This window comes from Kitasatospora sp. NPDC059088 (assembly GCF_042738155.1).
GTDB lineage: Bacteria > Actinomycetota > Actinomycetes > Streptomycetales > Streptomycetaceae > Kitasatospora.
In genome coordinates this window covers 89,890-115,916 of sequence record NZ_JBHYGR010000001.1, presented here as the reverse complement: position 1 = coordinate 115,916, position 26,027 = coordinate 89,890, and the positions used below count along the sequence as shown (strand labels likewise).

Genomic DNA, 26,027 nt, shown 5'->3' with positions numbered 1-26,027 from the left:
CCGTCCCGCCGTGAACTCTATGAACGCAAACGTGACCTCCGTCACTCCAGGGCCCCATAGTCGGATCGGCCCACCACCCGGGGCCGCCAGGACTGCAGGGCGAAGGAGCCGCAGATGTCGACCACCGAGACCGCCACGGCGGGGGGACCCAGACGCGAGGACCGGACCCACTACCTCTACCTCGCCGTGATCGCCGCGGTGGTCGCGGGCGTGGTGGTCGGACTGGCCGCCCCCGGCTTCGCCGTCGAGTTGAAGCCGATCGGCACCGGGTTCGTCAACCTGATCAAGATGATGATCAGTCCAGTGATCTTCTGCACCATCGTGCTGGGCATCGGCTCGGTCACCAAGGCCGCGAAGGTCGGCAAGGTCGGCGGCCTCGCCATCGGCTACTTCCTCGCCATGTCGACCGTCGCCCTGGCCATCGGCATGGTCGTCGGCAACCTGCTGGAGCCCGGCGGCGGCCTGCACCTGACCGCCGCGCTCGCCAAGTCCGGCCACGCCCAGGCGGCCGCCGGCGGCGCCCAGTCGACCACCGACTTCCTGCTCGGGATGATCCCCGACACCCTGTTCTCGGCCCTCACCCAGGGCAAGGTGCTGCAGACCCTGCTGGTCGCACTGCTGGCCGGCTTCGCCCTGCAGGCCCTCGGACCGGTCGGCGCACCGGTGCTGCGCGGCGTCGAGCACCTGCAGCGGCTGGTGTTCCGGATCATGTCGATGATCATGTGGGTCGCGCCGATCGGTGCCTTCGGGGCGATGGCGGCGGTGGTCGGGGCGACCGGCGTCGACGCGCTGAAGAGCCTCGCCGTGATCATGATCGGCTTCTACGTCACCTGCGCGCTGTTCGTCGTCGTGGTGCTCGGGACCCTGCTGCGCCTGGTCGCCGGGGTCAACGTGTTCGCGCTGCTCAGGTACCTCGGCCGCGAGTTCCTGCTGATCCTCTCGACCTCCTCCTCTGAGAGCGCGCTGCCCCGCCTGATCGCCAAGATGGAGCACCTGGGCGTCAGCCGCCCGGTCGTCGGCATCACCGTGCCGACCGGCTACAGCTTCAACCTCGACGGCACCGCGATCTACCTCACCATGTCCTCGATCTTCATCTCCGAGGCGATGGACAAGCCGATGTCGATCGGCGAGCAGCTCTCGCTGCTGGTCTTCATGGTGATCGCCAGCAAGGGCGCGGCCGGGGTCACCGGCGCCGGGCTGGCCACCCTCGCGGGCGGCCTGCAGTCGCACAAGCCCGCACTGGTGGACGGGGTCGGCCTGATCGTCGGCATCGACCGGTTCATGTCGGAGGCCCGCGCCCTCACCAACTTCGCGGGCAACGCCGTCGCGACCGTGCTGATCGGGCACTGGACCGGCGAACTGGACGCCGAGCGCGCCCGCCGCGTCCTGGACGGCCGGCTGCCGTTCGACGAGCTGACCCTGGTCGACGGCCACGGCGGCGCCGCCCCCGAGCCGGAGGCCGTCCCCGCGGTGCCCGCGACGGCGGCCACGACGGCGGCCACCGTCTGAGCGCTCCCACGACTCCCCCGGTCCGGCGCCAGCACCTCCCCCGGAAACGGCGCCGGGCCGGGGGGCTTCCCGTTCCCGGCGCCGACCCGCACCGGGGCGGCGCGGGGCGGCGCTCGCGGAGCCCCCCCGACCCCCCGGCAGAACACCGGCGAGCCCCCGACCGCCCCGCCCACCCCCCGCCCCGCGCCGCCCCCCCCCCCCCGCCGCCCGCGGCGGGGGGGGGGGGGGGGCCCCCCGCGCCCCGGCCCCCCCCCCCGCGGGGCCCCCCCGGGTCGGCGCTCGCGGATCCCCCCGGAACCCGGGTCAGAACTCCTGCGAGCCGCTGACCGCCCAGGCCACCCCGCTGGCCGGATCCTCCAGCGCCACGTGCAGGTGGCGCAGCCCGGCGGCCGGCTCCTGCCAGGTGAAGCAGCGCATCCGGGCCACCAGGGCGTCCACCTCGCGGCGGTTCGGCCCGTCCACTCCGGCCATCGCGCCCAGCGCCCGCCAGAGCCTCAGCCGCCCGTGCGCGCAACCGTGCGTCCGGCCCACCGCGGCGGCCTGCACGAGCGCCGGGTAGGCCAGCGCGAACGGCAGGAACCCGCCGACCACCCGCCGGGCCCGGGCCAGCACGGCGGCCGCCGACGGGGCCGGACCGCGGACGCAGACCACCTCCGCCCAGGGCGCCAACGCGGCCAGCTCCGTCAGGCCCCGGGTGACCCGCTGACCGCCCGGCCGGGCCGTCGACTGCGGCAGGTCGACCTGGCCCAGGCCCTCCCGGCTGGCCGGCAGGGTCAGCACCGCGCTGCGCGCTCCCCCGCCGGGCAGGTACTCGCGCACCCGGGCGGCCTCCTCCCAGCCCGCCTTCTCCCAGGCTTCCAGGCGCAGCGGCACGCCCTCGGGGTCGGGCTCGGCACCGTAGGAGAGGTCCTCGCCGAGCAGCACCCGGGAGTGCGCCACCAGGCGGCGCACCGGCGCCGGACCGAGCAGCGGGGCCAGCCGCAGCCAGGAGTGGCGGGTCGCCAGCACCTCCCACAGCGGACCGGCGTCGTGGTCCGCCACCCCGGCGAAGGTCCCCGCGCCGCCGTCCGCGTCGAACAGCCGGACGGCCAGCTCGGGCGGCGCCGCGTAGGCGATCAGATGGCCGAGCGGCGCGGTCAGGGCCACCGCGGCCCGCTCACCGGCCTGCACGACGGCGGCTGCCCGGCCCTGCCGGTAGGCGGCGAGCAGCTCGGGCCAGCGACCGTCCTCGGCCAGGGCGCGGACGCTGTGGTCCTCGTACGTGATCACGATTTTCAGCGTACGGGCCGGGGTGGCGCATCAGCCGACTTGCCGTCGGCTCGGTGCGTCGGAGCGGTGACGGCATCTCAGGGGGCCGCCTCGGCGCTCGGCCGGGGCGGGCGACCCGGCGGGCGGCTCGGCGGACGGCTCGGCGGACGGCCGGGCTGTCAGAGCTCGTGCCGGCGCTCGTGCTCCAGGACGGCGCGCAACCGGCCGTGGGCGCGGCGGCGGGTGACGGCCAGGGTGCTGCGGTGCAGGCCGAGCAACTCGGCGGCCTCGTCGACGGAGTAGCCGTCGATATCCACCAGCACCACGGCACGGGCCTGCTTGACGGTCAGGAAGCCGAGCAGGCGGACCACCTCCCAGCGCGCCTGCAGCTCGGCCATCCCGCCGGGCGCCGGGCCGAACGCCACCGCCCGGCCGTGGCCCGCGGCCCCGGCCGACTCCGAGTGCTCGCGCAGCGCCGCCCGACGGCGCTCCCGGCGCCACTGGTCGCGCAGGATGTTCGTCATCGTGGTGAACACGTAGGCGTACGGCTGCGGGTGACTGAGGAAGCGCTCCGGGCGGCGGGCGATCCGCAGGTACGCGTCGTGGACGACGTCACCGGCGGCGAGCGGGCTCCCGGCGAGCATCGCGGCCGCCTGCTGGAGCCTGGGCAGCAACTCGGTGAACAACCGGTTGAAGTCCGCCGACTGGCGTTCCGTCGGCCCCGGGCCGAAGTCCTTGCGCGGCCCGCCCGCACACCGCTCGTTGCATTCCGCCATGCCGCTCTCCCCGGAAATCGGCACCCCGAACGCCCAGTTGGGGCGGTTTCCCACCCCTACCGGACATGTTGTGACACAGGTCACATCATAAGCCGTCCTCTCACTCTGCGCAGTCATTCGTGTGCAACTCGTCATCGACCGGTCCCAGGGCGGGAGTTCACCACCACCGGCCACCACTGACCACAACTGCGCCCATCGCAGGGACCGGGCGACGCTAACGGATAACAGATTTCAACATCTGTTATCCGTTATCCGTTATCTGTTCGCTGTCATCTGTTTTCTGTCATCTGTCATCTGTTCGCCGTCTTCCGTCCTCTGCTGCCCGTCCTCCGCTGTCCGTCAGCTGCCGGCCGCCGCCGGCGAGACCTCCGCGAGCAACCGGGCGGCGTGCACCCGGCCGGCGTGCTCGACCAGGTTGATCAGCACCTCCTTGCCGGAGGCGCGCTGCCGGGCATCGCAGAGCAGCACCGGAGTACCGGGGTCCAGGTCCAGCGCGCGGGCGACCTCGTCCGGGCCGTACTCGCGTGTCCCGGCGAACCGGTTCACCGCGACGACGAAGGGGATGCCGCGCTGCTCGAAGAAGTCCACGGCCGGGAAGCAGTCGGTCAGCCGACGGGTGTCGGCGAGCACCACCGCGCCGAGCGCCCCTTGGGCCAACTCGTCCCAGAGGAACCAGAACCGGTCCTGCCCCGGGGTTCCGAACAGGTAGACGGCCAGGCCCTCGCGGATGGTGATCCGGCCGAAGTCCATCGCCACCGTGGTACTGGACTTTCGCTCCACCCCGTCCAGGTCGTCCACCCCGCGCCCGGCCTCGGTCAGCCGCTCCTCGGTGCGCAGCGGACGGATCTCGCTGACCGCGCCGACCAGCGTCGTCTTGCCGACCCCGAACCCGCCCGCGACCAGGATCTTGAGCGCGAGCACGGAGTCGGACTGGTCCACCGGGCCCACCGGGGCGGACGGCCACCGGCTGATCGGGCGGTCCGGGCCGGCGGGGTGGTGACGGCCGGACGGACGGTCAGAGTGCGCGGAGCCCATGGATGACCTCCTGGAGGATGCGTTCGTCGGGGAGCAGGGCGGGCGGGACCGGGCGGTTGACCCGGATGAGCCCCGCCGCCAGCAGATCGCCGAGCAGCACCCGCACGACGCCCACCGGCAGGTCGAGGTCGGCGGCGAGCTCGGCCACGGACAGCGGTGTGCCCAGGCACCGACGCAGGATCTGCGCCTGCTCCGGACCGACCGGCAGCTCGGGCGCGTCCGGCGCGAGCGCCGGGTCGGGCAGCTCGGACACCACCACGGCGATCAGGTCGAACTGCTGCTCACCGCCCCCGGTCCGGCCCCCGGTCATGGCGTACGGGCGGACCAGCGGCCCGGCCTCGTCGTCGTACCAGTGGGCCCGGTGGGCGGCGGCGAGCGGGTTCCGGGGCAGCCGGTCGGGGTCGGCCCGCGGGTGCTCCGGATGTCGCTGGCGGTACGGATGGAAGGCGTCCTCCGCCCGGTGGTACGGGCCGTCCGGCCGGGGCACCGAGCTCACCCGCCGTGCGGCGTACGGGGCGTGGCGCTCAGGTGCTCGCCGACCCGGCGGACCAGTCTGGCCATCTCGTAGGCGACCAGCCCGAGATCGGCCCGCGCGGTCGCGAACACGGCCAGGCAGGTGCCCTCCCCGGCCGCCGCGACCAGGAGGTAGCCGCCCTCCAACTCGACCATGGTCTGCCGGACTTCGCCCGCGCCGAAGTGCCGTCCGGCGCCCTTGGCGAGGCTGTGGAACCCGGCCGCGACAGCCGCCAGGTGCTCGCCGTCCTCCCGGGTCAAGCCGGCCGAACTGGCCATGGCCAGGCCGTCGGCGGAGAGCATCACGGTGAAGCTCACCTCGGGCGCGCGCTGGACCAACTCGTCGAGGAGCCAGTTCAGTTCCCCCGTGCGGTGGGTGGTGCCGATCACGGCCGGTCTCCTTCGGTTCGGGTGTCGGGTCTCGCTCCGGGCCGGGCTTCCGGCCGGACGTCGGGCGGGGTTCCGGGCCCGACGTCGGACGGGGTTCCGGGCCGGACGTCGGGCCGCAGGCCGCGGGCCCAGCCGTGCTGGAAGGCCGCCATCGCCGCCCGCGCCTCCTCCGGACTGCGGGCCGTCGGCCCCGTACCGGTTCCGGTGGCAACTCCGGCACCGACTCCGCGACGGCCGTACGGGGCGGCGGCAGACGCCTCCCGCAGCTGCGGGGCGAGACTCGCCCGGCGCACCCGGCGCGGCAACTCCTCCGGACCGTCCACCGATCCACACTCACCCGGCATCGCGCCCGTCGGCGGTGCGGTGGCGCCGTGGTGGGGTTGCGGCGGACCGGGCTGCGAACGGGAGGCCGCACCCGGGCCCCCGTCCGCAGCCGGTCCGGCCGTCCGGGCACCGGAGGCCCGGAAGGGGGTGCGGCGCATCGGCTCGGGGTGGACGCCCCGGGCTCCGAACGGCAGCAGCGCCCCGCCCTCCGGCGGCGGCCCACCCGCCGCCGGAAGCTCTGTCCCCGCCACCCCGCTGCCCGGGAGGGCGGGTTCCGTTCCGGCCCCGGCCGGATCCGGCCCGGCCGGCGGCCACCACGCAGGCCCGACGCCGGGGGCCGGCCCCCGCTCGGACGCCGGCTCCCGCTCGGGTGCCGGTTCCCGCTTCGGCGCCGGTTCCCACTCGGGCACCGGCTCCGGCGTGATGTCCAACTCCGGTACCGGCTCGTAGCCTTGTCCCGGTCCCTCGCGCTCGTCGGCCAGCAGCCCGGTGGGCAGCAGAACCACCGCGGTGGTGCCGCCGTACGCGGAGGTCACCAGGGAGACCCGGACGTCGTGCCGTCGGGCCAGCCGGCTGACCACGAACAGGCCGAGCCGGTCGCTGTCGAACAGGTCGGTCTGTTCGGCCGCGGCGATCCGCCGGTTGGCGGCGGCCAGTGCGGCCGGACCCATCCCGAGGCCCCGGTCCTCGATCTCCACCGCGTAGCCGTTGCCGACCTGTTCACCGCGGATGTGCACCCTGGTGTGCGGCGGGGAGAACCCGGTGGCGTTCTCGACCAGTTCGGCCACCAGGTGGGTGAGGTCGGCGACGGCGTGGCCGACGACGGCGGCACGCGGCAGCGGGTGCACCTCGACCCGGGCGTACTCCTCGACCTCCGAGACGGCCGCCCGCACCACGTCCACCAGGGGGACGGGCCGCCGCCAGGCCCGGCCGGGGGCCGCGCCGGAGAGGATGATCAGGCCCTCGGCGTGGCGGCGCATCCGGGTGGTCAGGTGGTCCAGCCGGAACAGGTCGGCGAGCTCGGACGGGTCCTCGGTGCGGCGCTCCATGGCGTCCAGCAAGGCGAGTTGGCGGTGCACCAGGACTTGGCTGCGGCGCGCGAGGTTGACGAACACCCCGGACACCCCCGACAGCACCTCGGCCCGTTCCACCGCCGCCGTGACGGCGGCCCGCTGCACGGTGCCGAGCGCCCGGTGCACCTGGCCGATCTCGTCGTCGCGGCCGACCGGCCGGGGCGCCTCGGCTTCGATGTCCACCTCCTCACCCGAACGCAACTTCCGCATGGTGGAGGGGAGTTTGCGCCCCGCCAGGTCAAGTGCCGTGTTGCGCAGGCCGGTCAGCTCGGTGACCAGACCGCGGCCGATCCGCACCGAGATCACCAGCGAGGCGATCACCCCGAGCAGCCCGAGCAGGACGGCGATCCCGGCCGGGGTGAACAGGCCCAGCGCGTAGGGGTTCTGCTGTTCGGCGACGAGCCGACCGGCCCGGTCGGCGACGTCGCGCAGCCCGGCGGCGACGCTCCCGGCCACCGTCGCCCAGCGGTCCGCCGGCACCGCGGCGACGGCCGACCGGCCGTCAGCGGCGGTCCGGACCTCCTCCTCGTAGCCCACCAGTTCCCGGTGGTCCGGGCCGCCGGTGACGGAAAGCAGTGCCTCCCGGCCGGCGGAGCCGAGACCGGCGGCCGCGCCCTGCTCGAACGCGCGGCGGGCGAAGGCCGTACCGGCGAACTCCCGCAGCTGGTCGTCACCGAGCCCGCCGGAGAGCTCGGCGGACCGCAGCAACGCGTCCTCGCGGGAGAGGAGTTCGCGGGAGCGGTCCAGCTCCGGCAGCGCCCGCGCGTCGGCCCCGGAACGGCCGTCGGCCGTCGCGGCGACGGCACCGGACACGGCCAGTGCCCGGTCCACGGCCGCCCCGTAGGCGGCGTACGCCTCGGACCAGCCCACGCTCCGGGTGAGCACCCTGCCGCGCAGTTCGGGCAGGGCGGCGAGCGCGGTGCCGAGGCCGTCCAGGCGGGCGGCGGCGTCGGCGCCGAGGCCCTGGGCGTCGGCCCGGTTGTAGCCCTGGCCGGGGTGGCGCGGATCGGGGAACAGTGGGGTGAGCGCCCGGTCGGTGGCGGCGGCGGCCTCGCGCAGGGCACTCTCCCGCCCCGCGGCGGGCACCGTCCCCGGAACGAGGCCCGGACCGGCCAACAACTGTCCGGCGGCGGCGCGTTCGGCCTGCAGGCCGGCGACCGTGTCGGCGACGGGGGTGAGCAGGCTGCGCTGGGCGTCGCGCAGGCGCAGCAGGTCCCAGACGCCCTGGGCGGTGGTGACGGTGGCGAAGCCCCAGAGGGCGATGACGGAGACGACCGGGACCATCAGCAGGGCGATGATCCGGGCACGCACGCTCCGGGGACGCAGCCCACGCAGCCCGAGCGGCCCAAGCGGCCCGAGCAGCCCGCGCAATCGGGGGCCGGGGCGCGACGAGCGGGCGGGCGGTCCGGCGTGGGCACCCCGGCGGGCGCCGGGGGTGGTGCCACGGTCTTCTGGCATGGACGGGGCCTTTCAGGCGGGGGCGACGGGGCTCGGGCGGCGCGGACGGGCTCAGGCCGCACGGTCCCGGCCGTACGGATCCCGGCCGGCCGGGTCGAAGCCGTCCGGGTCCCGGCCGTACGGGTCGAAGCCGTCCGCGGCGGGGCCGTACAGATCTGTGAGCGCGAGGCCCGAGGGCACAGCGCCCGGGTCGGCCACGGGCCCGGCGGCAGGCCCGGCGAACTCCTCGATCGCCAGCTCCCCCGCCTCCGGGTACCCGGCCCGCTCCTGGGTGGTCGGGGAGAGCGCGACGAAGGCGGAGGCCAGGAAGAGGAACGAGCCGAGGCCGACGGCGAGCGGGAAGACGAAATCCATCGGGCTGACCCCGCCCAGACCGGTCCGGGCGGGATCCAGCTGGACGTGGACGGCGGCCATGCCCGTGTAGTGCATGCAGCTGACGGCGAGGCCCATACCCAGTGAGGCGGCGGCCGCGGCGTACCCGTTGCGGACGGTGACGGCGGCCCAGAGCGCGGCGGTGGCGGCACCGACCGCGACCAGGACGGAGAGGGCGACCGTCCCGCCGTCGTAGCGCAGCCCGCCGTGCATCCGGACGGCGGCCATCCCGAGGTAGTGCATCGCGGCGACGCCGACGCCGGTGGTGCAGCCCCCGCCCAGCAGGGCGAGGCCGCAGTGCCGGCCGTAGCAGACCACGGTCAGGCCGAGCCCGGTGACCAGTACGGCGACCAGCAGGCTCAGCACCGTGAGCGGCACGCTGTAGCGCAGTTCGGTGCCGTCGACGGCGAAGCCGAACATGGCGACGAAGTGCATGGTCCAGATCCCGGAGCCGATCGCGGCGGCCGCTGTGAGCAGCCAGTTCCGGCGGGCGGCGCCCGTGGCGGCCAGGCCGCGCAGGGTGCAGCGCAGCCCGAGGGCGGCGCCGGCGCAGGCCATCGCGTAGGAGAGGACAGGGGTCAGCCAGCCGAAGCTGAACTGGTTGAGGGCGCCCATGGGACCTCCGGTCGACCGGTCGGGCCCGGGGCGGAATGCGGTGCCCCCGGGCACCCCCGGCCGGGCGGACTGCATCCGACGGGCACATGGGCATATGCCCATCGCATGTGCGCTTCCGGCCTGGGGTGCGTGGGACGCTATCGAGCGGCCGGAATCGGCCAGACGAAGATCTGAAAAGCTGCACGCGTGGCGCGGGCGCTGTGTTCGAATGAAACGGTCCTGTGTCCGGCGGCGTCCGGGCGGGCGGGCGGCTGACGACGAACAGAAGACAAAAGTCAGAAGACAGATAACAGATGTTGAAATCTGTTATCTGTCTTCTGAAAGTTGAACTCTGAAACCCGTCAGCCGTTCCCGTCGGCCCAGCGCCGTCAGTCCTGCGCCGCGACCCGCACCCGCATCGCGCTCGCCGCCCGGAGCGTGATCCCCTGCGCGAGCGCCACCCGTCGGTCCACCACCTCCAGGTCGAAGTCCCGCAGCAGCACCCCGAGGGTCAGCACCGACTCCAGCATCGAGAAGTGCTGCCCTATGCAGGCCCGCGGCCCGCCTCCGAACGGGAACCACGCGTAGCGGTGCCGCGCCTTCTCCCCCTCCGGCAGGAACCGGTCCGGGTCGAAGCGCTCGGGGTCGACCCAGTGGTCCGGGTGCCGCTGGGTGACCAGCGGCGCGACCACGACCTGCGCCCCCGCCGGGATGACGTACCCGTCGATGACCGTCTCCTCGACCGCCCGCCGCCCGATCAGCGCCGCCGCCGGGTAGAGCCGCATCGCCTCCTTGATCACCCGGGTGAGGTACGGCAGCCGCTCCAGGTCCGCCGCCGTCGGCGCCCGCCCGGCCAGAACGGTCAGCGTCTCCTCCCGGGCGAGCTTGCGCTGCTCCGGGTGCTTGGCCAGCAGGTGCAGCGCGAAGGCCAGCGAGGTGGCCGTGGTCTCGTGCCCGGCGAGCAGGAACACCAGGACCTGGTCCCGGAGTTCGGCCGGGTCCAGCCGCTCGCCGTCCTCGCCGCGCGCCCGGCCGAGCAGGGTCAGCAGGTCGTCCGCCTCCTCGTCACCACCCCCGCGCGCGGCCCGCTCCGCGATGATCCGGTCGCAGACCTCGTAGAGCGCCCGCTGCGCCTCCAGGCCGCGCCGGTTGCCCGGCGTCGGCCAGGTGCGCGGGAACCGGACCGGCGCGAAGCCGCGCTCCTTGACGTACTCGCCGAGCACCGGGAAGCTGCGGTTCACCACCTCCACCGCCTCCTCCACGTCGGCGCCGAAGAGGATCCGGGCGACGGCCCGCAGCGCGAACCGCGACATCTCCTCCGCCGCGTCCACCACCCCGCCCGGCACCGCCCGCCAGCGCTCGGCGAGCGCCTGCGCCTCCTCGGCGAGCACCTGGGCGTAGCCGTCGACCCGGCGCCGGGTGAACAGCGGCTGGACCAGCCGGCGCTGGCGCTGGTAGACCTCGTCCTGGCTGGTCAGCAGCCCGTTGCCGACGCTGGTCCGCAGTTCGTCGTAGAAGCTGTTCTCCTTGCGGAAGTTCGCCGCCTCGCTGCCCAGCACCTGGTGGACGCCCTCCGGCGAGAACACCCCGTAGAACTCGACCCGCAGCCCGGGCGGCCCGGCCACCATGCGCACCACGTCGCCGTGGTCGCGCCGGGCCGCGAGGTAGGTGCGCAGCGGACGGCGGGTGAGGTCGAAGAGCGACCCGACCAGGGGGTTCCCGGCCGGTCCGGGTACGGCGGCTGCGGTGGCCATCGGCACTCCTTCTGGACTTCCTCGGCGCTGACGCGCACTCGGTGACCCTTCAACCTTACTGACGGGTATTCAGCCGAGGAAGACGCGCAAAGGGGCCAAGTCCGCGCCCGGTCGCCTCGGCTCACTCGTACTCGGTGCCGCCCTTGCGGGTCAGGTAGGCGTCGCTGACGACCTTGGCGATCGCCCGTCCGCCGAGCACCGGGCTCCAGCGCTCGACCGCCGGCCGGACCACCACGCCCTCGCGCAGGTGGAGTTCGCGCCCGGAGTGGGCTTCCTTGCCCTGCGCGTGGGCCAGCACCGTCGCGGTGTCGAACGGCCCGCGCCACAGTTCGGTCACCAACGGCAGTTCGCCGTCCAGGAGTTCGGCGGCCGACAGCCAGGTCAGCCGCCCGTCCACGACGGCCGACACGTCGAAGGCCGCGTACCCGGGGCGCTCGGTGCGCGCGGAGACGCCGTACGACAGGTCCTGCACGCCCTCGCCGAACACCTCGCCGAAGATGCCGATCCGCTCGGCACCCAGCCGTTCGGCCAACCGGGCCGCCACCGCCGGGATGTCGTACGCGCGCACCGCCCGCCAGTACAGGTTGCGCTCGTCCTCGACGAGCGCCAGCCCCTGCGCGCCGATCCCCTTGGACGAGACGTGCACCTCGCCGGTGGCGGCGGTGTACGTGACCAGGCAGCAGCTGCCGTGCAGCTTCTCGGTCAGCACCACGGGCTCGCCGGGCTCGAAGACGTCGGGGTGACGCTTGAGGTTCTCGATGTCCACCCAGGGCAGCAGGTCGGGCGCGCTGAGGACGTCACCGCTCATCGAGGTCGGCACCGGCGGCTGCCACTTGACGATCCCGAGCAGTTCGGCGAAGTCCTCGCCCCGCTCGGCCGCCCCGGCCAGGTCGGTGCCGGCCAGCGCGCCGGGCCGGCAGACGATGCCCTGGGACAGCTCCCCGCGCAGCCGTACCGCCCTCACCCGGTTCGCCGCACCGCCCGCCAGCTTGCCGGTCAGCCCCAGCTCCTCGACCAACTCCTCCGGCAGGACGGCCTGTTCGGGGATGTAGACGGCATGGTCGCCGGTCCGGTAGGAGCCCTTGGCCACCACGGCGCGGTAGAGGCCGACCTGGGCCAACTCCAGTGCGTCGGCGTTCGGGTGCTCCAGGATGACCAGCTTCTCGGCGGTGACGCGCAGCGTGGACATGGGCGGACTCCTCCCCGTGGATCCGTTCGGATCGACCTTCGGGCCCGGGCGGCCGACGGTCGGCCGCGCCTACGGGCTGCCGCCCACTCTGACCGCTCCACCTGCCCGGATGCGAAGGGTTTTCCACCAGGCGCCGCACAACGGCCGTACGACAGCCGCACGCCCGCCACGCGCCGAACCGCACGCCCGCCACGCGCCGAACCGCACGCCCGCCGCGCACCGAACCGGACCACCCCTCCGACCCGAACCGGCCCACCCTTCCGAGCCGGACCGGCCTCCCTTCCGAGCCGAACCGTCCGTGCACGTTTGAGCCTTCGCACAGCAGCCCCGAGACCGTCACCCCACTTCCGCTGTGCGATGTGACAGAGGATTTATCGCTCGCAACTGCGGCACTATGATCGCCGTAATGGCCGCACCTGCGGCCACACCTCCGCGCCCCTTCCGGCGCGAACCCTGGAGGGGAAGCACCGATGAGCACCCGCACCACCCCCACCCGCAGACTCGCCGTCGCCGCCGCCGCGGCCCTCGTCCTCAGCCTCGGGGCCACCGCCTGCGGCAGTGACGGCGGCAAGTCCTCCGGCTCCGCCTCCTCGGCCGCGACCACCGCCGCCACCGGCGCCGCCGGCGCGGCGGGCACCGACGGCGCCAGCGCCCCGAAGGCCAAGGGCGCCGTCACCGTGTTCGCCGCCGCCTCCCTCAAGGAGACCTTCACCGAGCTCGGCAAGAAGTTCGAGGCCGCCAACCCGGGTACCAAGGTCACCTTCAACTTCGGCGGCAGCTCCGCCCTCGCCACCAGCATCAACTCCGGTGCACCGGCGGACGTCTTCGCCGCGGCCAGCCCGGCCACCATGAAGACGGTCACCGACGCGGGCGGCGCGAGCGGCCAGCCGACGACCTTCGTCAAGAACACCCTCGCCATCGCCGTGCCCAAGGGCAATCCCAAGCACCTCACGGGCCTCAAGGACCTCACCGGCTCCGGCGTGAAGGTCGCGCTCTGCGCGAAGGAGGTGCCCTGTGGCGCCGCCGCCCTCACCGCACTGAAGGCGGCCGGCGTCGACCTCACCCCGGTCACCCTGGAGCAGGACGTCAAGGGCGCGCTCACCAAGGTCGAGCTCGGCGAGGTCGACGCCTCGCTGGTGTACAAGACCGATGTGCAGGCCGATGCTGCGAAGATCGACGGCGTGGACTTCCCCGAGGCCGCCAAGGCCGTGAACGACTACCCGATCGCCGCGCTCGCCAAGGCGCCGAACAAGGACGGCGCGGCCGCCTTCGTCTCCTACGTCCAGTCGGCCGAGGCCAAGCAGGTGCTGACCGCTGCGGGCTTCCAGGCGCCGTGACGGACCGCACCACCGGCAGCGACCGGGACCGGAACCGGGACTCCGGCGCCGGCCCCGGCACCACCCGGGACGACGCTGCCCCGGCAGCGGCGCGGGCCCCGGCACCGGCCCCGACAGGACCCGCGAACGCCCTGCCGGGCCGCCGCCGGGGCCCGCGCCGCCCCGGCGCCCAGCGCGTCCCGGTCGCCCTGCTGCTCCCGGCGCTGCTCGGCCTGGCGTTCCTGATCCTCCCGCTGGTCGGGCTGCTCGTCCGGGCGCCGTGGAGCGGCCTGTCCGAGCAGTTGACCAGCGCCGCCGTCTGGGACGCCCTACGGCTCTCGCTGATCTGCGCGACGGCCGCCACGGCGGTGTCGCTGGTCCTCGGCGTCCCGCTGGCCTGGCTGCTCGCGCGCACCGAGCTGCCCGGCCGGCGGGTGATCCGGGCGCTGGTCACCCTGCCACTGGTGCTGCCGCCGGTGGTGGGCGGTGTGGCGCTGCTGCTGGTGCTCGGGCGGCGCGGGATCGTCGGCTCCTGGCTGGACTCGGCGTTCGGCATCACCCTGCCCTTCACCACCACCGGGGTGGTGATCGCCGAGGCCTTCGTGGCGATGCCCTTCCTGGTGATCAGCGTGGAGGGCGCGCTGCGGGCGGCCGATCCCCGGTTCGAGGAGGCCGCCGCGACCCTGGGCGCCTCCCGGCTGACCGCGTTCCGCCGGATCACCCTGCCGATGATCGCCCCGGGGATCGCCGCCGGAGCCGTCCTGGCCTGGGCCCGGGCGCTCGGCGAGTTCGGTGCGACGATCACCTTCGCGGGCAACTTCCCGGGCCGCACCCAGACCATGCCGCTGGCCGTCTACCTGGCCATGGAGTCAGACCCGGAGGCGGCGATCGCACTGTCGCTGGTGCTGCTGGTGGTCTCCGTCGCCGTCCTGGTCGGCCTGCGCGACCGCTGGATGTCGACCCCGTGACCCCGGCCCCACCGTCCCGGCCCCGGACGGACGCCCCCGCACCCGCAGCCACGCCCACACGCACGGCCGCACCCGCACCCGCACCCGCACCCGCACCCAGGACGCCGACAGGACGGCCGCACCGATGACCCCCGCACCGCCCCCCGCACCCGCACCCGCTCCCGCACCGGGTGCCGGAGCCGGAGCCCCGTCCGCCTCCCTCGACGCCCACCTGCGGGTCGACCGGGCCGCGTTCGCCCTCGACCTGGCGCTCACCGCCGCCCCCGGCGAGGTGATCGCCCTGCTCGGCCCGAACGGCGCCGGCAAGTCGACCGCGCTGCGCGCCCTCGCCGGCCTGCTCCCGCTCACCGGCGGCCACCTGCGCCTGGACGGCCACGTCCTGGAGGAACCGGCCCGGCGCCTGCACACCCCCGCCGAGCAGCGGCCGGTCGGCGTGGTGTTCCAGGACTACCTGCTGTTCCCGCACCTGAGCGCGCTCGACAACGTCGCCTTCGGTCCGCGCTGCCAGGGCCGCCCCAAGCGCGAGGCCAGGGCCGAGGCGGCGGCCTGGCTGGAGCGGATGGGCCTGACGGACCACGCCTCGGTGCGCCCCGGCCGGCTCTCCGGCGGCCAGGCCCAGCGGGTGGCGCTGGCCCGGGCCCTGGCCGTCCGCCCCCGGCTGCTCCTGCTGGACGAGCCGCTGGCCGCCCTGGACGCCCGCACCCGGCTCGACGTGCGGTCCCAACTGCGCCGCCACCTGGCCGAGTTCGAGGCCGTGGCGGTGCTGGTGACGCACGACCCGCTGGACGCGATGGTGCTGGCCGACCGGCTGGTGGTGATCGAGGACGGCCGCGAGGTGCAGTCCGGCAGCCCGGCGGAGGTCGCCCGGCGTCCGCGCACCGACTACATCGCCCGCCTGGTCGGCCTCAACCTGTACCAGGGACGGGCCGAGGGCACCTCGGTCACCCTCCCGGACGGCACCGTCCTGACCAGCGCCGAGGAGCTGTCCGGACCGGCCTTCGTGGCCTTCCCGCCCTCCGCCGTCACCCTCTACCGGGAGCGGCCGCAGTCCAGCGCCCGCAACCTGTGGCAGGCCGAGGTCACCGGCCTGGACCTGCACGGCGACCAGGTGCGCGCCGAACTCTCCGGCGCCCTGCCGATGGCCGCCGACCTCACCCCGGCCGCCGTCGCCGAACTGGGGCTGGCCCCGGGGACACCGGTCTGGGCCTCGGTCAAGGCCGCCCAGACCCACGCCTACCCGGCCTGACCCGACCTGACCCGACCTGACCCGACCCTGCCCCGAGGCGCGCTCCACCGCGCCGGGCCGCCCCGCCGGGCGGCGCTACTCCGACGGCTCGACGAACCCCGACTCGTACGCGGCGATCACCGCCTGGGTACGGTCCCGCGCGCCGAGCTTCGCCAGCACGCTGCTGACGTGCGTCTTCACCGTCTGCACCCCGAGCACCAGCTGCTCGGCGATCTCGCCGTTGCTGAGCCCGCGCGCCATCATCCGCAGCACCTCGGCCTCGCGCCCGGTCAGCGCCGCGCGGTCCATGGCGGCGCGGGCGGCGGGGTTGCCGTGCCCGGCGGCCAGTCGCCGGATCGCGGCCGGGAAGAGCAGCGACTCGCCGGCCGCCGCCAGCCGTACCGCGTGGACGATCTCGGCCGGGCGGCTGCGCTTGAGCAGGAAGCCGTCCGCGCCCGCGCGCAGCGCCTGGTAGACGTAGTCGTCGTTCTCGAAGGTGGTGACGACCAGGATCCGCGGCGGCAACTCCCCCGGCGGGCCGGGGCGCAGCAGTTCGCGGGTGGCCGCCAGGCCGTCCATGACGGGCATCCGGACGTCCATCAGCACCACCCGCGGGCGCAGCGCGCGGGCCAGGACCACCGCCTCCGCGCCGTCGCCCGCCTCCCCGACGACCCGCAGGTCGCCCTGGGCCTCCAGGACCGCCCGCAGCCCGGCCCGGACCAGTCCCTCGTCGTCGGCGAGCAGGACGTCGGTCATCCCCGCCGCACCGGCAGCCGCACCAGCACCGGCACCGGTACCGGCTCCGGCTCCGACTCCGACTCCGGCACCGACGCCTCCGCCCGCAAGATCGTTCGTCACGAGCCCAAGCGTAGGGGCAGCCGGACGTCGAGCACCCACTCCGCTCCCCCCTCGCCGCCCGCCCCGACCGTGGCCTCCCCGCCGAGCAGGGTGGCCCGCTCCCGGATGCCGCGCAGCCCCTTGCCGCCCTTGCGCGAGCCGACCCGGCCGGGGCCGCCCCGGCCCGGCGCCGCCAGCCGGTTGGCACAGCGCAGCTCCAAGCTCCCGTCCCGGACGGCGATCCGGACGCCGACGGGCTCACCGGGTGCGTACTTGAGCGCGTTGGTGACGCCCTCCTGGACGATCCGGTAGGACTCGCGCGAGAGCACCCCGGGCAGCACGCCGGGCGGCACGTCGATCCGCGCGTCGACCGGACTGCCCGCCGCGCGGGCGGTGTCGAACAGCGCGGACAGCTGGTCGATGCCCGGCTGCTCGGTGGCCGTCCCGTGCCCGGCCGCCCCCTGCCCGGCCACGCCTCCCCCCGCCGTACCGCCGCCCGCCGGTGTCTCGCGCAGCAGCACCAGGGTGCGTTCGAGGTCCTCCATCGCCCGCCGGCCGGTCTCCTCGATGACTTCCAGCGCCTTGGCGACGAAGGCCGGGTCCCCGACCTCGCGCGCCGCACCCGCCTGGAGGACCGTCACCGTCAGGGCGTGGCCGATGGAGTCGTGCAGCTCGCGGGCCAGCCGGTTGCGCTCCAGCAGCCGCTCGGCCCGCAGTTCGGCCTCGGCCAGCCGCTCCGCCGGGGACGGCCCCAACAACCTTTCGGCCATGGCCAGTTGGAGGCGGCCGGCGCCGATGACCAGCCAACCGTAGCCGAGCACCACCAGCGGCGCGGACAGCAGGTACCGGGCGGCGCCCGGACCGGTCAGCAGGCCGTACGCACCGGTGAGCCCGAAGACCGTCACGAAGCCGATGGCCGAGCCGAGCGCCACCCGGCCGATCAGCCAGCCGGCCATCCGCCGCCGGTCGGCCCAGCTGCCGGAGGGCTCGACCCCGATGTCCTCCTCGCGGTCGGGCACCAGCAGCAGCCGGGCCTGCACGCCCTCGGCCCGCCGCGCCGCCGGGACGAGCGCGATCAGCGCCAGCAGCACCACGTCCGTCGCCGTGGCCTGCAGCACGATCGCGCCGAGGCTCCTGTGGTAGGTCCCCGGGTAGACCAGCAGGACGACGCCCGCGAAGATCCACCCGACCAGCAGGTGCAACAGCCGGGCGTACGTGACGCCGGCCACCAGCGGGGCGAGGATCGCGGTCGCTCCGTCCCTGAACCGGGACGCGGTCGTTCGTGGCATCCGGCCATCCTGCCAGCCCGGCGGCCGTCCCGACTCCCCCGCGGGGCCGCCGCGCCCCTCCCTCCCGGGAGGGAGGCGGATCCCCGCCGCGGCGGGATCCGCCCGGACCACCCCTCCGGTCGAATGGAACCACCGTCCGGGGAGAGCGACGGTGAGTACCTGCGAGGAGGGAGACGGCCGTGATCGAGATCCAGGGCCTGACCAAGGAGTACGACGGACGACGGGTCGTCGACGAGTTGTCCTTCGAGGTCCGGCCCGGCGTGGTGACCGGCTTCCTCGGCCCGAACGGCGCCGGGAAGAGCACCACCATGCGACTGATCCTCGGCCTGGACCGCCCCACCGCCGGGCGCGCCCTGGTCGGCGGCCGCCCGTACGCCGAACTCGCCCAGCCACTGCGGCAGGTGGGGGCGCTGCTGGACGCCCAGGCGCTGCACGGCGGCCGCACGGCGCAGGGCCACCTGCGCTGGCTCGCCGCGAGCAACGGCCTGTCGGAGCGACGGGTCGGCGAGGTGCTCGCCCAGGTCGGGCTGGCCGAGGCCGCGCGGCGGCGGGTCCGGGGCTTCTCGCTCGGCATGCGCCAGCGCCTCGGGGTGGCCGCCGCGCTGCTCGGCGATCCGCCGGTGCTGCTGCTGGACGAGCCGGTCAACGGCCTGGACCCGGAGGGCATCCGCTGGATCCGCACCCTGCTGCGCGACCTGGCCGCCGAGGGCCGGGCGGTGCTGGTCTCCTCCCACCTGATGACCGAAATGGCACTCACCGCTGACCACTTGGTGGTGATCGGGCGCGGCCGGCTGCTCGCGGACGCCGCCACCGCCGAGTTCATCGACCGCCACGGCCGGCCCCGGATCCGGGTGCGGGCCGTCGACCCGACCAAGCTGGCCGCCCTGTTCGGCACCGGCGACCACGGCCTCGACGCGACCGAAGTCGCCGACGGGGCCTGGGAGGTGACCGGCGCCGAGCCCGAGCGGATCGCGGCGCTCGCCGCCGCCAACGGCGTGGTGCTGTACGAGATCGCGGTCCAACAGGACTCCCTGGAGGAGGCGTTCATGCGGATGACCGCCGACAGCGTCGAGTACCGCGCGGAGGCCTCCGCATGAACCTCACCGCCCTGCGCGCCGAGCGGATCAAGCTCACCACCCTCCGCTCGCTCTGGCTCCCGCCGCTGATCGCCGTCCTGCTCACCGCCGGTGTCACCACGGCCGTCGGCGCGGCGCTCGGCGACACCGACCACAACATCACCGACGACCCGGGCGTCGGCATCTTCTACGGGCTCAACTTCGGCCAGGCCGCGCTGGTCTCCTTCGGAGTCCTGCTGATGGGCCAGGAGTTCAACACCCGGATGCTCGACGTCTCGCTCGCCGCCGTCCCCCGACGCGGCCGACTGTACGGCGCCAAGCTGGCGTTGGGCGCCCTGGTCGGCCTCGGCGTGGGCGCGGTCGGCACCGCGGGCGCCTTCGCCGGGTACGCGGCCACCGTCCCCGCCGAGTGGCACGGACCGGGCTTCGCCCGCGCGGCCACAGCCGGAGTGCTCTACCCGGCGCTGCTGGTGGTGCTCTGCCTCGGGGTGACCGCTCAACTCGGCAACCTCACGGCCGCCTTGGGCCTGCTGACCCCGACCGTCTTCCTGCTCTCGCCCCTGCTCTCCGGGGTGCCGGGGGTACGGAACGTCGTCCAGTTCCTGCCCGACCGGGCCGGCCAGTACGCGCTGCGCTACGCCGACGACCCGCAGACCGGGTACGGGCACTGGACCGGGCTGATCGTCATGGCGCTCTGGACGGCCCTGGCGGCGTACGGCGGACTGCGGTCCCTGCAACGCACCGGCCACTGAACCGGGCACCGGCCGCGAAACCGCGTACCGGCCGCGGACCCGGCACCGCCCCGAGTACCCCTGGACGAAAGAGAGACGGCGATGGCCTTCGGCAACGCCCTACGGGCCGAACGCATCAAGTTCACCACCCTGCCCTCGCAGTGGGCGGCACCGCTCACCGCCCTGGCACTGACCGTCGGCATCACCGCGGCCGTCGGCGCCAGCGAGGGCCCCCCGGCACCGGGCTCCGGCAAGGACCCGGCCGACATGATCTACTTCGGGCTGCTGTTCGGCCACGTCGCCGTGGCCTGCCTCGGAATCCTGCTGATCGGGCAGGAGTTCAACACCCGGATGCTCGGCACCTCGCTCACGGCGGTGCCCCGACGCGGCCGGCTGTACGGCGCCAAGCTCGCGCTCGGCGCCGGGCTGGGCCTGCTGCTCGGCCTGGTCTCGACGACGAGTTGCTTCCTCGCCGTCCGCGCCACCGCGGACCTGGACCTGTCGACCCCGGGCCTGACCCGCAGCTTCGTGGCGGGGGTGCTCTACCACCCGCTGATGGTGCTGCTCTGCCTCGGACTGACCGCGATGCTGGGCAACTTCAGCGCGGCGCTCGGCCTGCTCACCCCGATGGTGTTCCTCGGCACCACCTGGCTGGGCGCGATCCCCGGCGTCCGCGAGGTCGGACAGTTCCTGCCCGACCGGGGTGGCCTGTACGCGATGCGCACCCGGACCGAACCCGGCATCCACTACGGACACTGGACCGGACTGCTGATCATGGCGCTCTGGACGGCCGCGGCCGTCTACGGCGGGCTACGGGCGATGCGGCGGCACCAGGCCTCGGGCGGGTGACCGCCGAGAGCCGACCCGTGACAGCTGACAAGTGACAGAAAACAGATGACAGATAACAGCGAACAGATTTCGAAGTCTGTTCGCTGTTATCTGTTTTCTGTCATCTGTTCGCCGTCGCCTGTTCCCGGTCAGTCGCCCGCCGAACCGTCACCCCGCCACCCCGCCACCCCGTCACCCCGCGCCCGGGCGGGTCAGCCCGGCGTACGCCTTGGACAGGGTCGTGGTGATGCTGCCGACCTCGAAGGAGTGGCCGTCCACGCCGGACACCGGCTGCACCTCGTAGGCCGTGCCGGTGAGGAAGACCTCGTCGGCGCCCGGCAGTTCCTCGGGCTGGATGTGCCTCTCGTGGACGGGGATCCCCAGCTCCCGGGCGAGGGCCAGGACGGTCTGCCGGGTGATGCCGTCGAGGAAGGTGTCCGCGGTCGGCGTGTGCAGGGCCCCGTCGATCACCAGGAAGAGGTTGGCTCCGGTGGCCTCCGCCAGGTACCCGCGGTGGTCCAGGAGCAGGGCGTCGTCGCATCCGGCCGCCTCCGCCTCGTCGCGGGCGAGGGTGCAGATGTTGTACAGCGACGCCGCCTTCGCCCGTACCGGCGCGGTGTCGGGGGACGGCCGCCGCCACCGGGACGTGCGCAGCCGAATGCCGCGGCTCTGCGCGTCGCCGGAGAACACGTGCGGCCACTCCCAGGCGGCGATCGCGACGTGGACGGACGTCCCCGCCCCGGACACGCTGATCTGCTCGCTGCCCCGCCAGGCCACCGGCCTGACGTACCCGTCGACGATCCCCTGGTGCCGGATGGTCTCCTGCATCGCGGCGTCGAGTTCCGCAGGGGTGAAGGGGATACGGAAGTTCAGCTCCCCCGCCGAGGTGTGGAGGCGCTCGAAGTGCTCGGCGGACTTGAACGGCCGCCCGTCGTACACGCGGATGCCCTCGAAGATGCCGCCGCCGTAGTGCAGGCCGTGGGAGAGGACGTGCAGTTGGGCGTCGCGCCACGGCACGAACGCCCCGTCCAGCCAGATCACGCCGTCGCGGTCGTCGAACGGAACGGTGGTCACGCCTGCCCCTCGTGGTCGGTGTCGTCGGTGTCGACGGTGTCATCGGTGTCGTCGGTGTCATCGGTGTAGTCGATGCGGATGGACTGTTCCAGGAACCGGTGGAACTCCTCGGCCTCGGCGGTGTCCGCGTGGCGGGACAGCACGAACGCCGGGTAGCCGGTGAAATCCGGGTAGGGCCGCACGACGTCCCCGGGGAAGAGCATCTGCACGACGTGGTCGACCCTGGGGTCGTCGCGCAGTTCGGCCAGGCCGTGGATCGCGGTGATCCGTCCGGAACCGCCGCAGGGGACGATGTAGTTGGCCGCGGCCGCCACGGGTGTCGGCGACGGGCCGGAGCCCAGGGGTTCGGTGGCGGTGCCGGCGGCGATCCGCAGTGCCTGGGCGGCGAAGTCGATGCCGGTCACCCCGGAGGCGATGTAGTGGGACACCCCGGAGCCCCCGATCCGGGCTCCCATCTCCAGCAGGTACGGCGTCTCGCCGCCGCGCAGGCGCAGTTCCGTGTGGGTGGGCCCGTCGGTGATGCCGAGGGCCCGGTGCGCGGCGACCACCTCGCGCCGGACGGACTCCTGCACGGCGTCGGGCAGGGTGGCCGGTGCCCGGTAGACGCCCTCCTCGAAGTGCGGCCCCTGGGGGTCGCCCTTGTAGCCGATGGCCAGGACCCGCACGTCTCCGCCGTGGGCGAGGGACTCGACGGCGAACTCGGGGCCGTCCAGGTACTCCTCGACCACCAGGCCGTCCGTGCGGCCGAGCTTGTTCGCGGAGGTCTGCCACACCTCGTCCACGACGCTCTTGAGGCTCTGCGGGGTCTCCGCCTTGGTGACGCCGAGGCTGGAGAAGCCGTGAGCGGGCTTCACCACGACGGGGAAGGCCAGGCGCGCCGCCTTCTCCCAGTCGGCCGGGTCGTCCAGCCGGACGAAGCCCGGCACGTTGAGCCCGGCAGCGGCCAGACGCTCCCTCATGACGCGCTTGTCCTGCGCGCCGAGCGCCGCGTCGCGGCCGATTCCGGGGAGTCCGAGCAGCTCGGCGGCTTCGGCGACGAACGGCACGGCGGGGTCGTAGAGGGTGACGACGCCCTGGAAGGCGTTCGCCTCGTGCCGTCGCCGCAGGGCGTCCAGTGCACCGGCCGGGTCGCCTTCGACGTCCAGCCGCAGGAGGTCGACCACGGCCGGCGGCAACCGGTCCGCGGACACCGCTTCGTCGGGCCGGGGCACCAGCACGAGGTCGATCCCGGCCCGTTCGGCGCTCTCGAAGACCCAGGGGAGCGAGGTGCGCTGGTAGACCAGTACGAGGGTGGGCCTGGGGCTGTCCGCTGTCATCACGGGGTCCTTTGCGGTCACGAGGCGTTCTGCCGCCACGAGGTGTTCTGCCGTCACGAGGTCCTTCGCCGTCACGAGGTCCCCTGCCGGGCGGGCACTTCGGTCCCCTGCCCGGAGTGCGTCCCGTCCGGGGCCGCGGCGGCTGCGGGGGCCGCCTCCGCCGCAGGGTCCACCTCGACCACCTCGACCACCTCGGCCGCGGCGCGCCCGGCCGGGCGGGCACCGCCGATGGTGAGCCACACGCCGCCCCCGCACAGCAGGAGCAGCAGGATCACGAGCGGTCCGGGCGCGGCCTCCCGGCCCAGGGCCCACTCCCCCAGGCGCACCAGGAACGGCACCACGAGCGCGAGCGCGGAGGTGAACAACGGCCCCTTGCGCAGGATGAGTTCGTGCGAGATGAGGAAGACCGGGGCGGTGAGGACCGCGCCGAGGACCGCGATGCCGCCCCAGTCGGCCGGGGAGACGCCGCCGAGCGGGACGAACAGGGCGACCGCCAGCCCCAGCATGACCGTGCCCGCCCCGGTGACGGCGGGCAGGGCCGCGACCGGGGTCAGGTCCGCCATCCGCCGCCGGTAGACGTAGCCGTACACCGCGTACGTGAAGGTGCCGCCGAGCGCCAGCAGGCTCCCGCCCGCGAGGGCGCCGCCGCCGGCCCCTGAGCCCGCGCCGACGGCCGCGGAGCCGTCGGCGAGGGCGTACCCGCAGGCCGCGACGACGGCCAGCACCGTGCCCAGGACCTTGCGCGGCGAGGAGGGCTCGCGAAAGGCGGCGACCCCGATCACGAAGGTGATGCACGGCAGCAGGGAGACAATCAGGCCGACCCGGGAGGCTCCGATGAAGCCGGTCCCGAGCAGCGTTCCGGAGTAGTACGCGAAGAAGCCGAGGAAGGCCAGGAGCACGACGGTTCCGCGACGGGCGGTCGCGGCCCGGACGTCGGACCGCGACCGCGGGTACAGCAGGGCGATGACGGTGATGACCACGAAGCTGGCCGCCGTCCGCCCGGCCGCCACCGCCAGTGGGGGAACGCCGTCGACCAGCCGCCCGGCGAGCAGCCAGCCGGCGGCCAGCAGGGCGATCATCAGTGCCGAGAGGGCGGGCACCACGAGGTGTCCGCCCCGGCGGGGGCGCAGGGGCGCGCCCGTCACCATTCCGCCCGCTCGAACTCCAAGGCAGGCATCCGGTCCAGCCCCTGCTTGGCGCGCAGCAGGACCCGCTGGTCCTCGGTGAAGGCGTACCGCTGCCGTGCCCCACCAGCAGCGACACCGGCAGCGACACCAGCGGCGACACCAGCCGCGACCGACTCGGGCTCGGGAAGGTACCTGCGGACCAGCTCCTTGGCCGCCGAGCGGTACTCGTCGTCGGTCGTGACAGCGGCCTCCAACTCCTCGACCGTGGCGACGAATTCCCGCAGCGCGTCGAGGGCCTTGGCCCGGTCGAAGTGCAGCAGCCCGCCGTCGTCCGGGGAGCCGGCCAGCGCACCGTGCTCGCGCAGCCAGGAGTAGATGAACACCCCGGTGCCGGAGTCGAAGTTGCGGGTGGCGTCGTCCGCCTGCGGGTAGCGGAAGACCCGCTCCAGCAGGATCATGTCGACCTGTTCCGCCGCGAACGGGACGACACCGCTGTCCGCGCAGGCCAGCACGGTCTTGGCGTCGACCTTGATCTCCTCCAGCAGGCCGACGAACCAGTTCATCTTCAGCGAGATGTGCTGGTCGAACGGCCAGAGGCCCTGGTAGTGCATCGAGTCGTGCAGGTAGCCCCAGATGGCGCGGGCCTCGAAGCACACGTCGGCGTCCAGGCCCGTGGACGCGCGGGGCAGGGACTCCGGGGTCAGGACGGCCTCCGCGCCGCGGAGCGCGTAGGTCTCGTGGATCTTCCGCATCTTGTTGTAGAAGAACATGGCGTACGGCTGCTCGGTGATCTTGTCGTGAGCGGCCACGTTCTCCGGGAAGAACACCAGGCAGTTGCCCTGCCGGAAGCCCGCGCTGCCGGTGATCAGGATGAGCGACTGACAGTTGTTCTTGGGATGCGGGTACGACCCTGCCAGCTCCGGCAGCGCGGCGGGCTCCTTGCGCAGCGCGAAGAAGCAGTCCAGCCGCTTCCCCACGGGCGGCGCGCTGTTGGTGCTCTGCAGCGGTGCGAGGAAGAAGACGGCCGAACCGTCCTCGGGCACCCGCAGGGCGTCCCGCGAGCGGGCGAAGTGCGGCTTGGTGTCGAGGCCGGCCGCGAGCCAGCCGTCGACGTCGGCGGCCAGCGCGGCCGCCTGGTCGTCCTGTCCGCGCCGCGCGTACCAGGCGCAGGCCTCGTCGCGGATGCGGCCGAGCAGCGCGCGGTCCTCCGCGGTCGCGTCGGGGACGGTGCCGTCGTCCGCCTGACGCGCCCGGAAGCTGTCGACCTCCGGGATGAGGGAGCCGGCCAGTTCGTCGGCGTCGGCGAGCAGGTTCGCGGGGACGGGTGCGGTCGCGGTGGTCACAGGGCCGCTCCCACCGGGATCCGCCGCTCGTCCCCGGCACCGACCGCCAGCACCTGATGGACCGTGAACACCATGGGTACGGGGCCGAAGTCCCGCACCACGCGCAGCCCTTGGTCCTCTGCCGCGACGATGGTGGTGATGCAGCCCTCCACGCGGCCCTCGGCGCACTCGATGGCCGCCCGGGAGTTGCTCAGGACCTCCCGGATCTCCGTGCCGTCGGGCACGAGACCCGTCGGCGCCGGGTGCGAGGCGACGGTGGCGGGCGCGTCGACCCCGTTGGTGGCGAGCACCATGTTGTGCGTCGGCATGATGAAGCTGTCGACCATGTGCAGGCGGTGCAGGTTCCCGAACACCAGGGTGTGCAGCGCCGGGTAGACCGCGCAGGCGACCAGCGCGTGCCGTCCGTCGTCCGGTACGGCGTCGAGCGCGGACTCGATGGACGAGTGCAGCTCCACCGTCCCCCGGACTCCCCGGCGGCGCAGCCACTCGTGGGACGCTGCTTGCAGATTGGTGCCGCTCGGACCGAGCGTGTGCAGGTGCCGGACCTCGTCGACGTCCGCCCCGTTTTGGGCATGCCTCATCGGCTCCCCCTCCCCCAAAGAAAGAACACGGCGACCGTACCGGGTGGTTCCGGAAGGCCTCCGCTAGGAGAACATGCCCGC

General features: G+C 74.2%; 23 protein-coding genes. 7 read left to right on the top strand and 16 right to left on the bottom strand.

Translation table 11 applies throughout. The annotated features are described in order from the left end of the window. Nucleotides 1-114: 114 nt before the first annotated feature. Entirely contained in the window at nucleotides 115-1,509 is a 1,395-nt protein-coding gene (locus ACFWXO_RS00530) for a cation:dicarboxylate symporter family transporter (RefSeq protein ID WP_380521000.1), read from the top strand. A gap of 303 nt (nucleotides 1,510-1,812) precedes the next feature. Here ACFWXO_RS00530 and ACFWXO_RS00525 read toward each other — a convergent pair whose 3' ends face one another. The 9 genes from ACFWXO_RS00525 to ACFWXO_RS00485 form a co-directional block, all read right to left on the bottom strand. Continuing rightward, nucleotides 1,813-2,778: a hypothetical protein gene (locus tag ACFWXO_RS00525; RefSeq protein WP_380520998.1), complete on the bottom strand. Its 966-nt coding sequence runs from the start codon at nucleotides 2,776-2,778 to the stop codon at nucleotides 1,813-1,815. A gap of 158 nt (nucleotides 2,779-2,936) precedes the next feature. Continuing rightward, complete coding sequence (locus tag ACFWXO_RS00520) at nucleotides 2,937-3,533, bottom strand: RNA polymerase sigma factor (RefSeq protein ID WP_380520996.1); 597 nt, start codon at nucleotides 3,531-3,533, stop codon at nucleotides 2,937-2,939. 339 nt (nucleotides 3,534-3,872) lie between these two features. Further along, a complete protein-coding gene (locus ACFWXO_RS00515; RefSeq protein ID WP_380520994.1) occupies nucleotides 3,873-4,472 on the bottom strand; it encodes an ATP/GTP-binding protein in 600 nt (199 codons plus the stop codon). Between the two features lie 76 nt (nucleotides 4,473-4,548). Next, nucleotides 4,549-4,959, bottom strand: coding sequence for a DUF742 domain-containing protein (locus tag ACFWXO_RS00510; RefSeq protein WP_380521135.1), 411 nt, complete (start codon nucleotides 4,957-4,959; stop codon nucleotides 4,549-4,551). A 101-nt stretch (nucleotides 4,960-5,060) separates the two neighbouring features. Next, entirely contained in the window at nucleotides 5,061-5,471 is a 411-nt protein-coding gene (locus ACFWXO_RS00505; protein ID WP_380520993.1) for a roadblock/LC7 domain-containing protein, read from the bottom strand. Next, complete coding sequence (locus ACFWXO_RS00500; RefSeq protein ID WP_380520991.1) at nucleotides 5,468-8,179, bottom strand: nitrate- and nitrite sensing domain-containing protein; 2,712 nt, start codon at nucleotides 8,177-8,179, stop codon at nucleotides 5,468-5,470. Before ACFWXO_RS00500 ends, ACFWXO_RS00505 begins: the two co-directional genes overlap by 4 nt. Before the next feature lie 198 nt (nucleotides 8,180-8,377). Then, nucleotides 8,378-9,313: an MHYT domain-containing protein gene (locus ACFWXO_RS00495; RefSeq protein WP_380520989.1), complete on the bottom strand. Its 936-nt coding sequence runs from the start codon at nucleotides 9,311-9,313 to the stop codon at nucleotides 8,378-8,380. 368 nt (nucleotides 9,314-9,681) lie between these two features. Further along, a complete protein-coding gene (locus tag ACFWXO_RS00490; RefSeq protein ID WP_380520987.1) occupies nucleotides 9,682-11,046 on the bottom strand; it encodes a cytochrome P450 in 1,365 nt (454 codons plus the stop codon). Nucleotides 11,047-11,167: 121 nt separating this feature from the next. Continuing rightward, a complete protein-coding gene (locus ACFWXO_RS00485; RefSeq protein WP_380520985.1) occupies nucleotides 11,168-12,235 on the bottom strand; it encodes an RNA ligase (ATP) in 1,068 nt (355 codons plus the stop codon). 470 nt (nucleotides 12,236-12,705) lie between these two features. On the opposite strand from ACFWXO_RS00485, the gene modA reads away from it, so the two are divergent. The 3 genes from modA (at nucleotide 12,706) to ACFWXO_RS00470 (ending at nucleotide 15,765) form a co-directional block, all read left to right on the top strand. Next, on the top strand, nucleotides 12,706-13,572 hold the full coding sequence (gene modA / locus ACFWXO_RS00480) for a molybdate ABC transporter substrate-binding protein (RefSeq protein ID WP_380520983.1): 867 nt from the start codon (nucleotides 12,706-12,708) through the stop codon (nucleotides 13,570-13,572). A gap of 131 nt (nucleotides 13,573-13,703) precedes the next feature. After that, nucleotides 13,704-14,519 carry an ABC transporter permease gene (locus ACFWXO_RS00475; RefSeq protein WP_380395982.1) on the top strand — a complete coding sequence of 272 codons (816 nt, stop codon included), beginning with the start codon at nucleotides 13,704-13,706 and terminating at the stop codon, nucleotides 14,517-14,519. 124 nt (nucleotides 14,520-14,643) lie between these two features. Beyond that, a complete protein-coding gene (locus ACFWXO_RS00470) occupies nucleotides 14,644-15,765 on the top strand; it encodes an ABC transporter ATP-binding protein (protein WP_380520981.1) in 1,122 nt (373 codons plus the stop codon). Nucleotides 15,766-15,840: 75 nt separating this feature from the next. On the opposite strand, the gene ACFWXO_RS00465 is transcribed toward ACFWXO_RS00470, so the two are convergent. Continuing rightward, nucleotides 15,841-16,500, bottom strand: a complete 660-nt coding sequence (locus ACFWXO_RS00465) for a response regulator (RefSeq protein WP_375890584.1) — start codon at nucleotides 16,498-16,500, stop codon at nucleotides 15,841-15,843. 98 nt (nucleotides 16,501-16,598) lie between these two features. Continuing rightward, complete coding sequence (locus ACFWXO_RS00460; protein ID WP_380520978.1) at nucleotides 16,599-17,870, bottom strand: sensor histidine kinase; 1,272 nt, start codon at nucleotides 17,868-17,870, stop codon at nucleotides 16,599-16,601. A gap of 179 nt (nucleotides 17,871-18,049) precedes the next feature. On the opposite strand from ACFWXO_RS00460, the gene ACFWXO_RS00455 reads away from it, so the two are divergent. The 3 genes from ACFWXO_RS00455 (at nucleotide 18,050) to ACFWXO_RS00445 (ending at nucleotide 20,526) form a co-directional block, all read left to right on the top strand. Next, complete coding sequence (locus tag ACFWXO_RS00455; protein WP_375890588.1) at nucleotides 18,050-18,967, top strand: ABC transporter ATP-binding protein; 918 nt, start codon at nucleotides 18,050-18,052, stop codon at nucleotides 18,965-18,967. Beyond that, nucleotides 18,964-19,698, top strand: coding sequence for an ABC transporter permease (locus ACFWXO_RS00450; RefSeq protein WP_380520977.1), 735 nt, complete (start codon nucleotides 18,964-18,966; stop codon nucleotides 19,696-19,698). Before ACFWXO_RS00455 ends, ACFWXO_RS00450 begins: the two co-directional genes overlap by 4 nt. 81 nt (nucleotides 19,699-19,779) lie before the next feature. Then, nucleotides 19,780-20,526 carry a hypothetical protein gene (locus tag ACFWXO_RS00445; RefSeq protein ID WP_375890591.1) on the top strand — a complete coding sequence of 249 codons (747 nt, stop codon included), beginning with the start codon at nucleotides 19,780-19,782 and terminating at the stop codon, nucleotides 20,524-20,526. Nucleotides 20,527-20,697: 171 nt separating this feature from the next. Here ACFWXO_RS00445 and ACFWXO_RS00440 read toward each other — a convergent pair whose 3' ends face one another. The 5 genes from ACFWXO_RS00440 to ACFWXO_RS00420 all read right to left on the bottom strand — a co-directional run bounded on the left by ACFWXO_RS00440 (nucleotide 20,698) and on the right by ACFWXO_RS00420 (nucleotide 25,946). Continuing rightward, nucleotides 20,698-21,579 (bottom strand): branched-chain amino acid aminotransferase, encoded by an 882-nt coding sequence (locus tag ACFWXO_RS00440; RefSeq protein ID WP_375890593.1) that lies wholly within the window; start codon nucleotides 21,577-21,579, stop codon nucleotides 20,698-20,700. Beyond that, on the bottom strand, nucleotides 21,576-22,895 hold the full coding sequence (locus tag ACFWXO_RS00435) for an ATP-grasp domain-containing protein (protein ID WP_380520974.1): 1,320 nt from the start codon (nucleotides 22,893-22,895) through the stop codon (nucleotides 21,576-21,578). Before ACFWXO_RS00435 ends, ACFWXO_RS00440 begins: the two co-directional genes overlap by 4 nt. A 71-nt stretch (nucleotides 22,896-22,966) precedes the next feature. After that, nucleotides 22,967-23,995: a DMT family transporter gene (locus ACFWXO_RS00430; protein WP_380520972.1), complete on the bottom strand. Its 1,029-nt coding sequence runs from the start codon at nucleotides 23,993-23,995 to the stop codon at nucleotides 22,967-22,969. A gap of 41 nt (nucleotides 23,996-24,036) precedes the next feature. Continuing rightward, nucleotides 24,037-25,365, bottom strand: a complete 1,329-nt coding sequence (locus ACFWXO_RS00425) for a DUF6421 family protein (protein WP_380520970.1) — start codon at nucleotides 25,363-25,365, stop codon at nucleotides 24,037-24,039. Further along, nucleotides 25,362-25,946 (bottom strand): bacilysin biosynthesis protein BacA, encoded by a 585-nt coding sequence (locus ACFWXO_RS00420; RefSeq protein ID WP_375890601.1) that lies wholly within the window; start codon nucleotides 25,944-25,946, stop codon nucleotides 25,362-25,364. Before ACFWXO_RS00420 ends, ACFWXO_RS00425 begins: the two co-directional genes overlap by 4 nt. Between the last annotated feature and the right edge of the window lie 81 nt (nucleotides 25,947-26,027).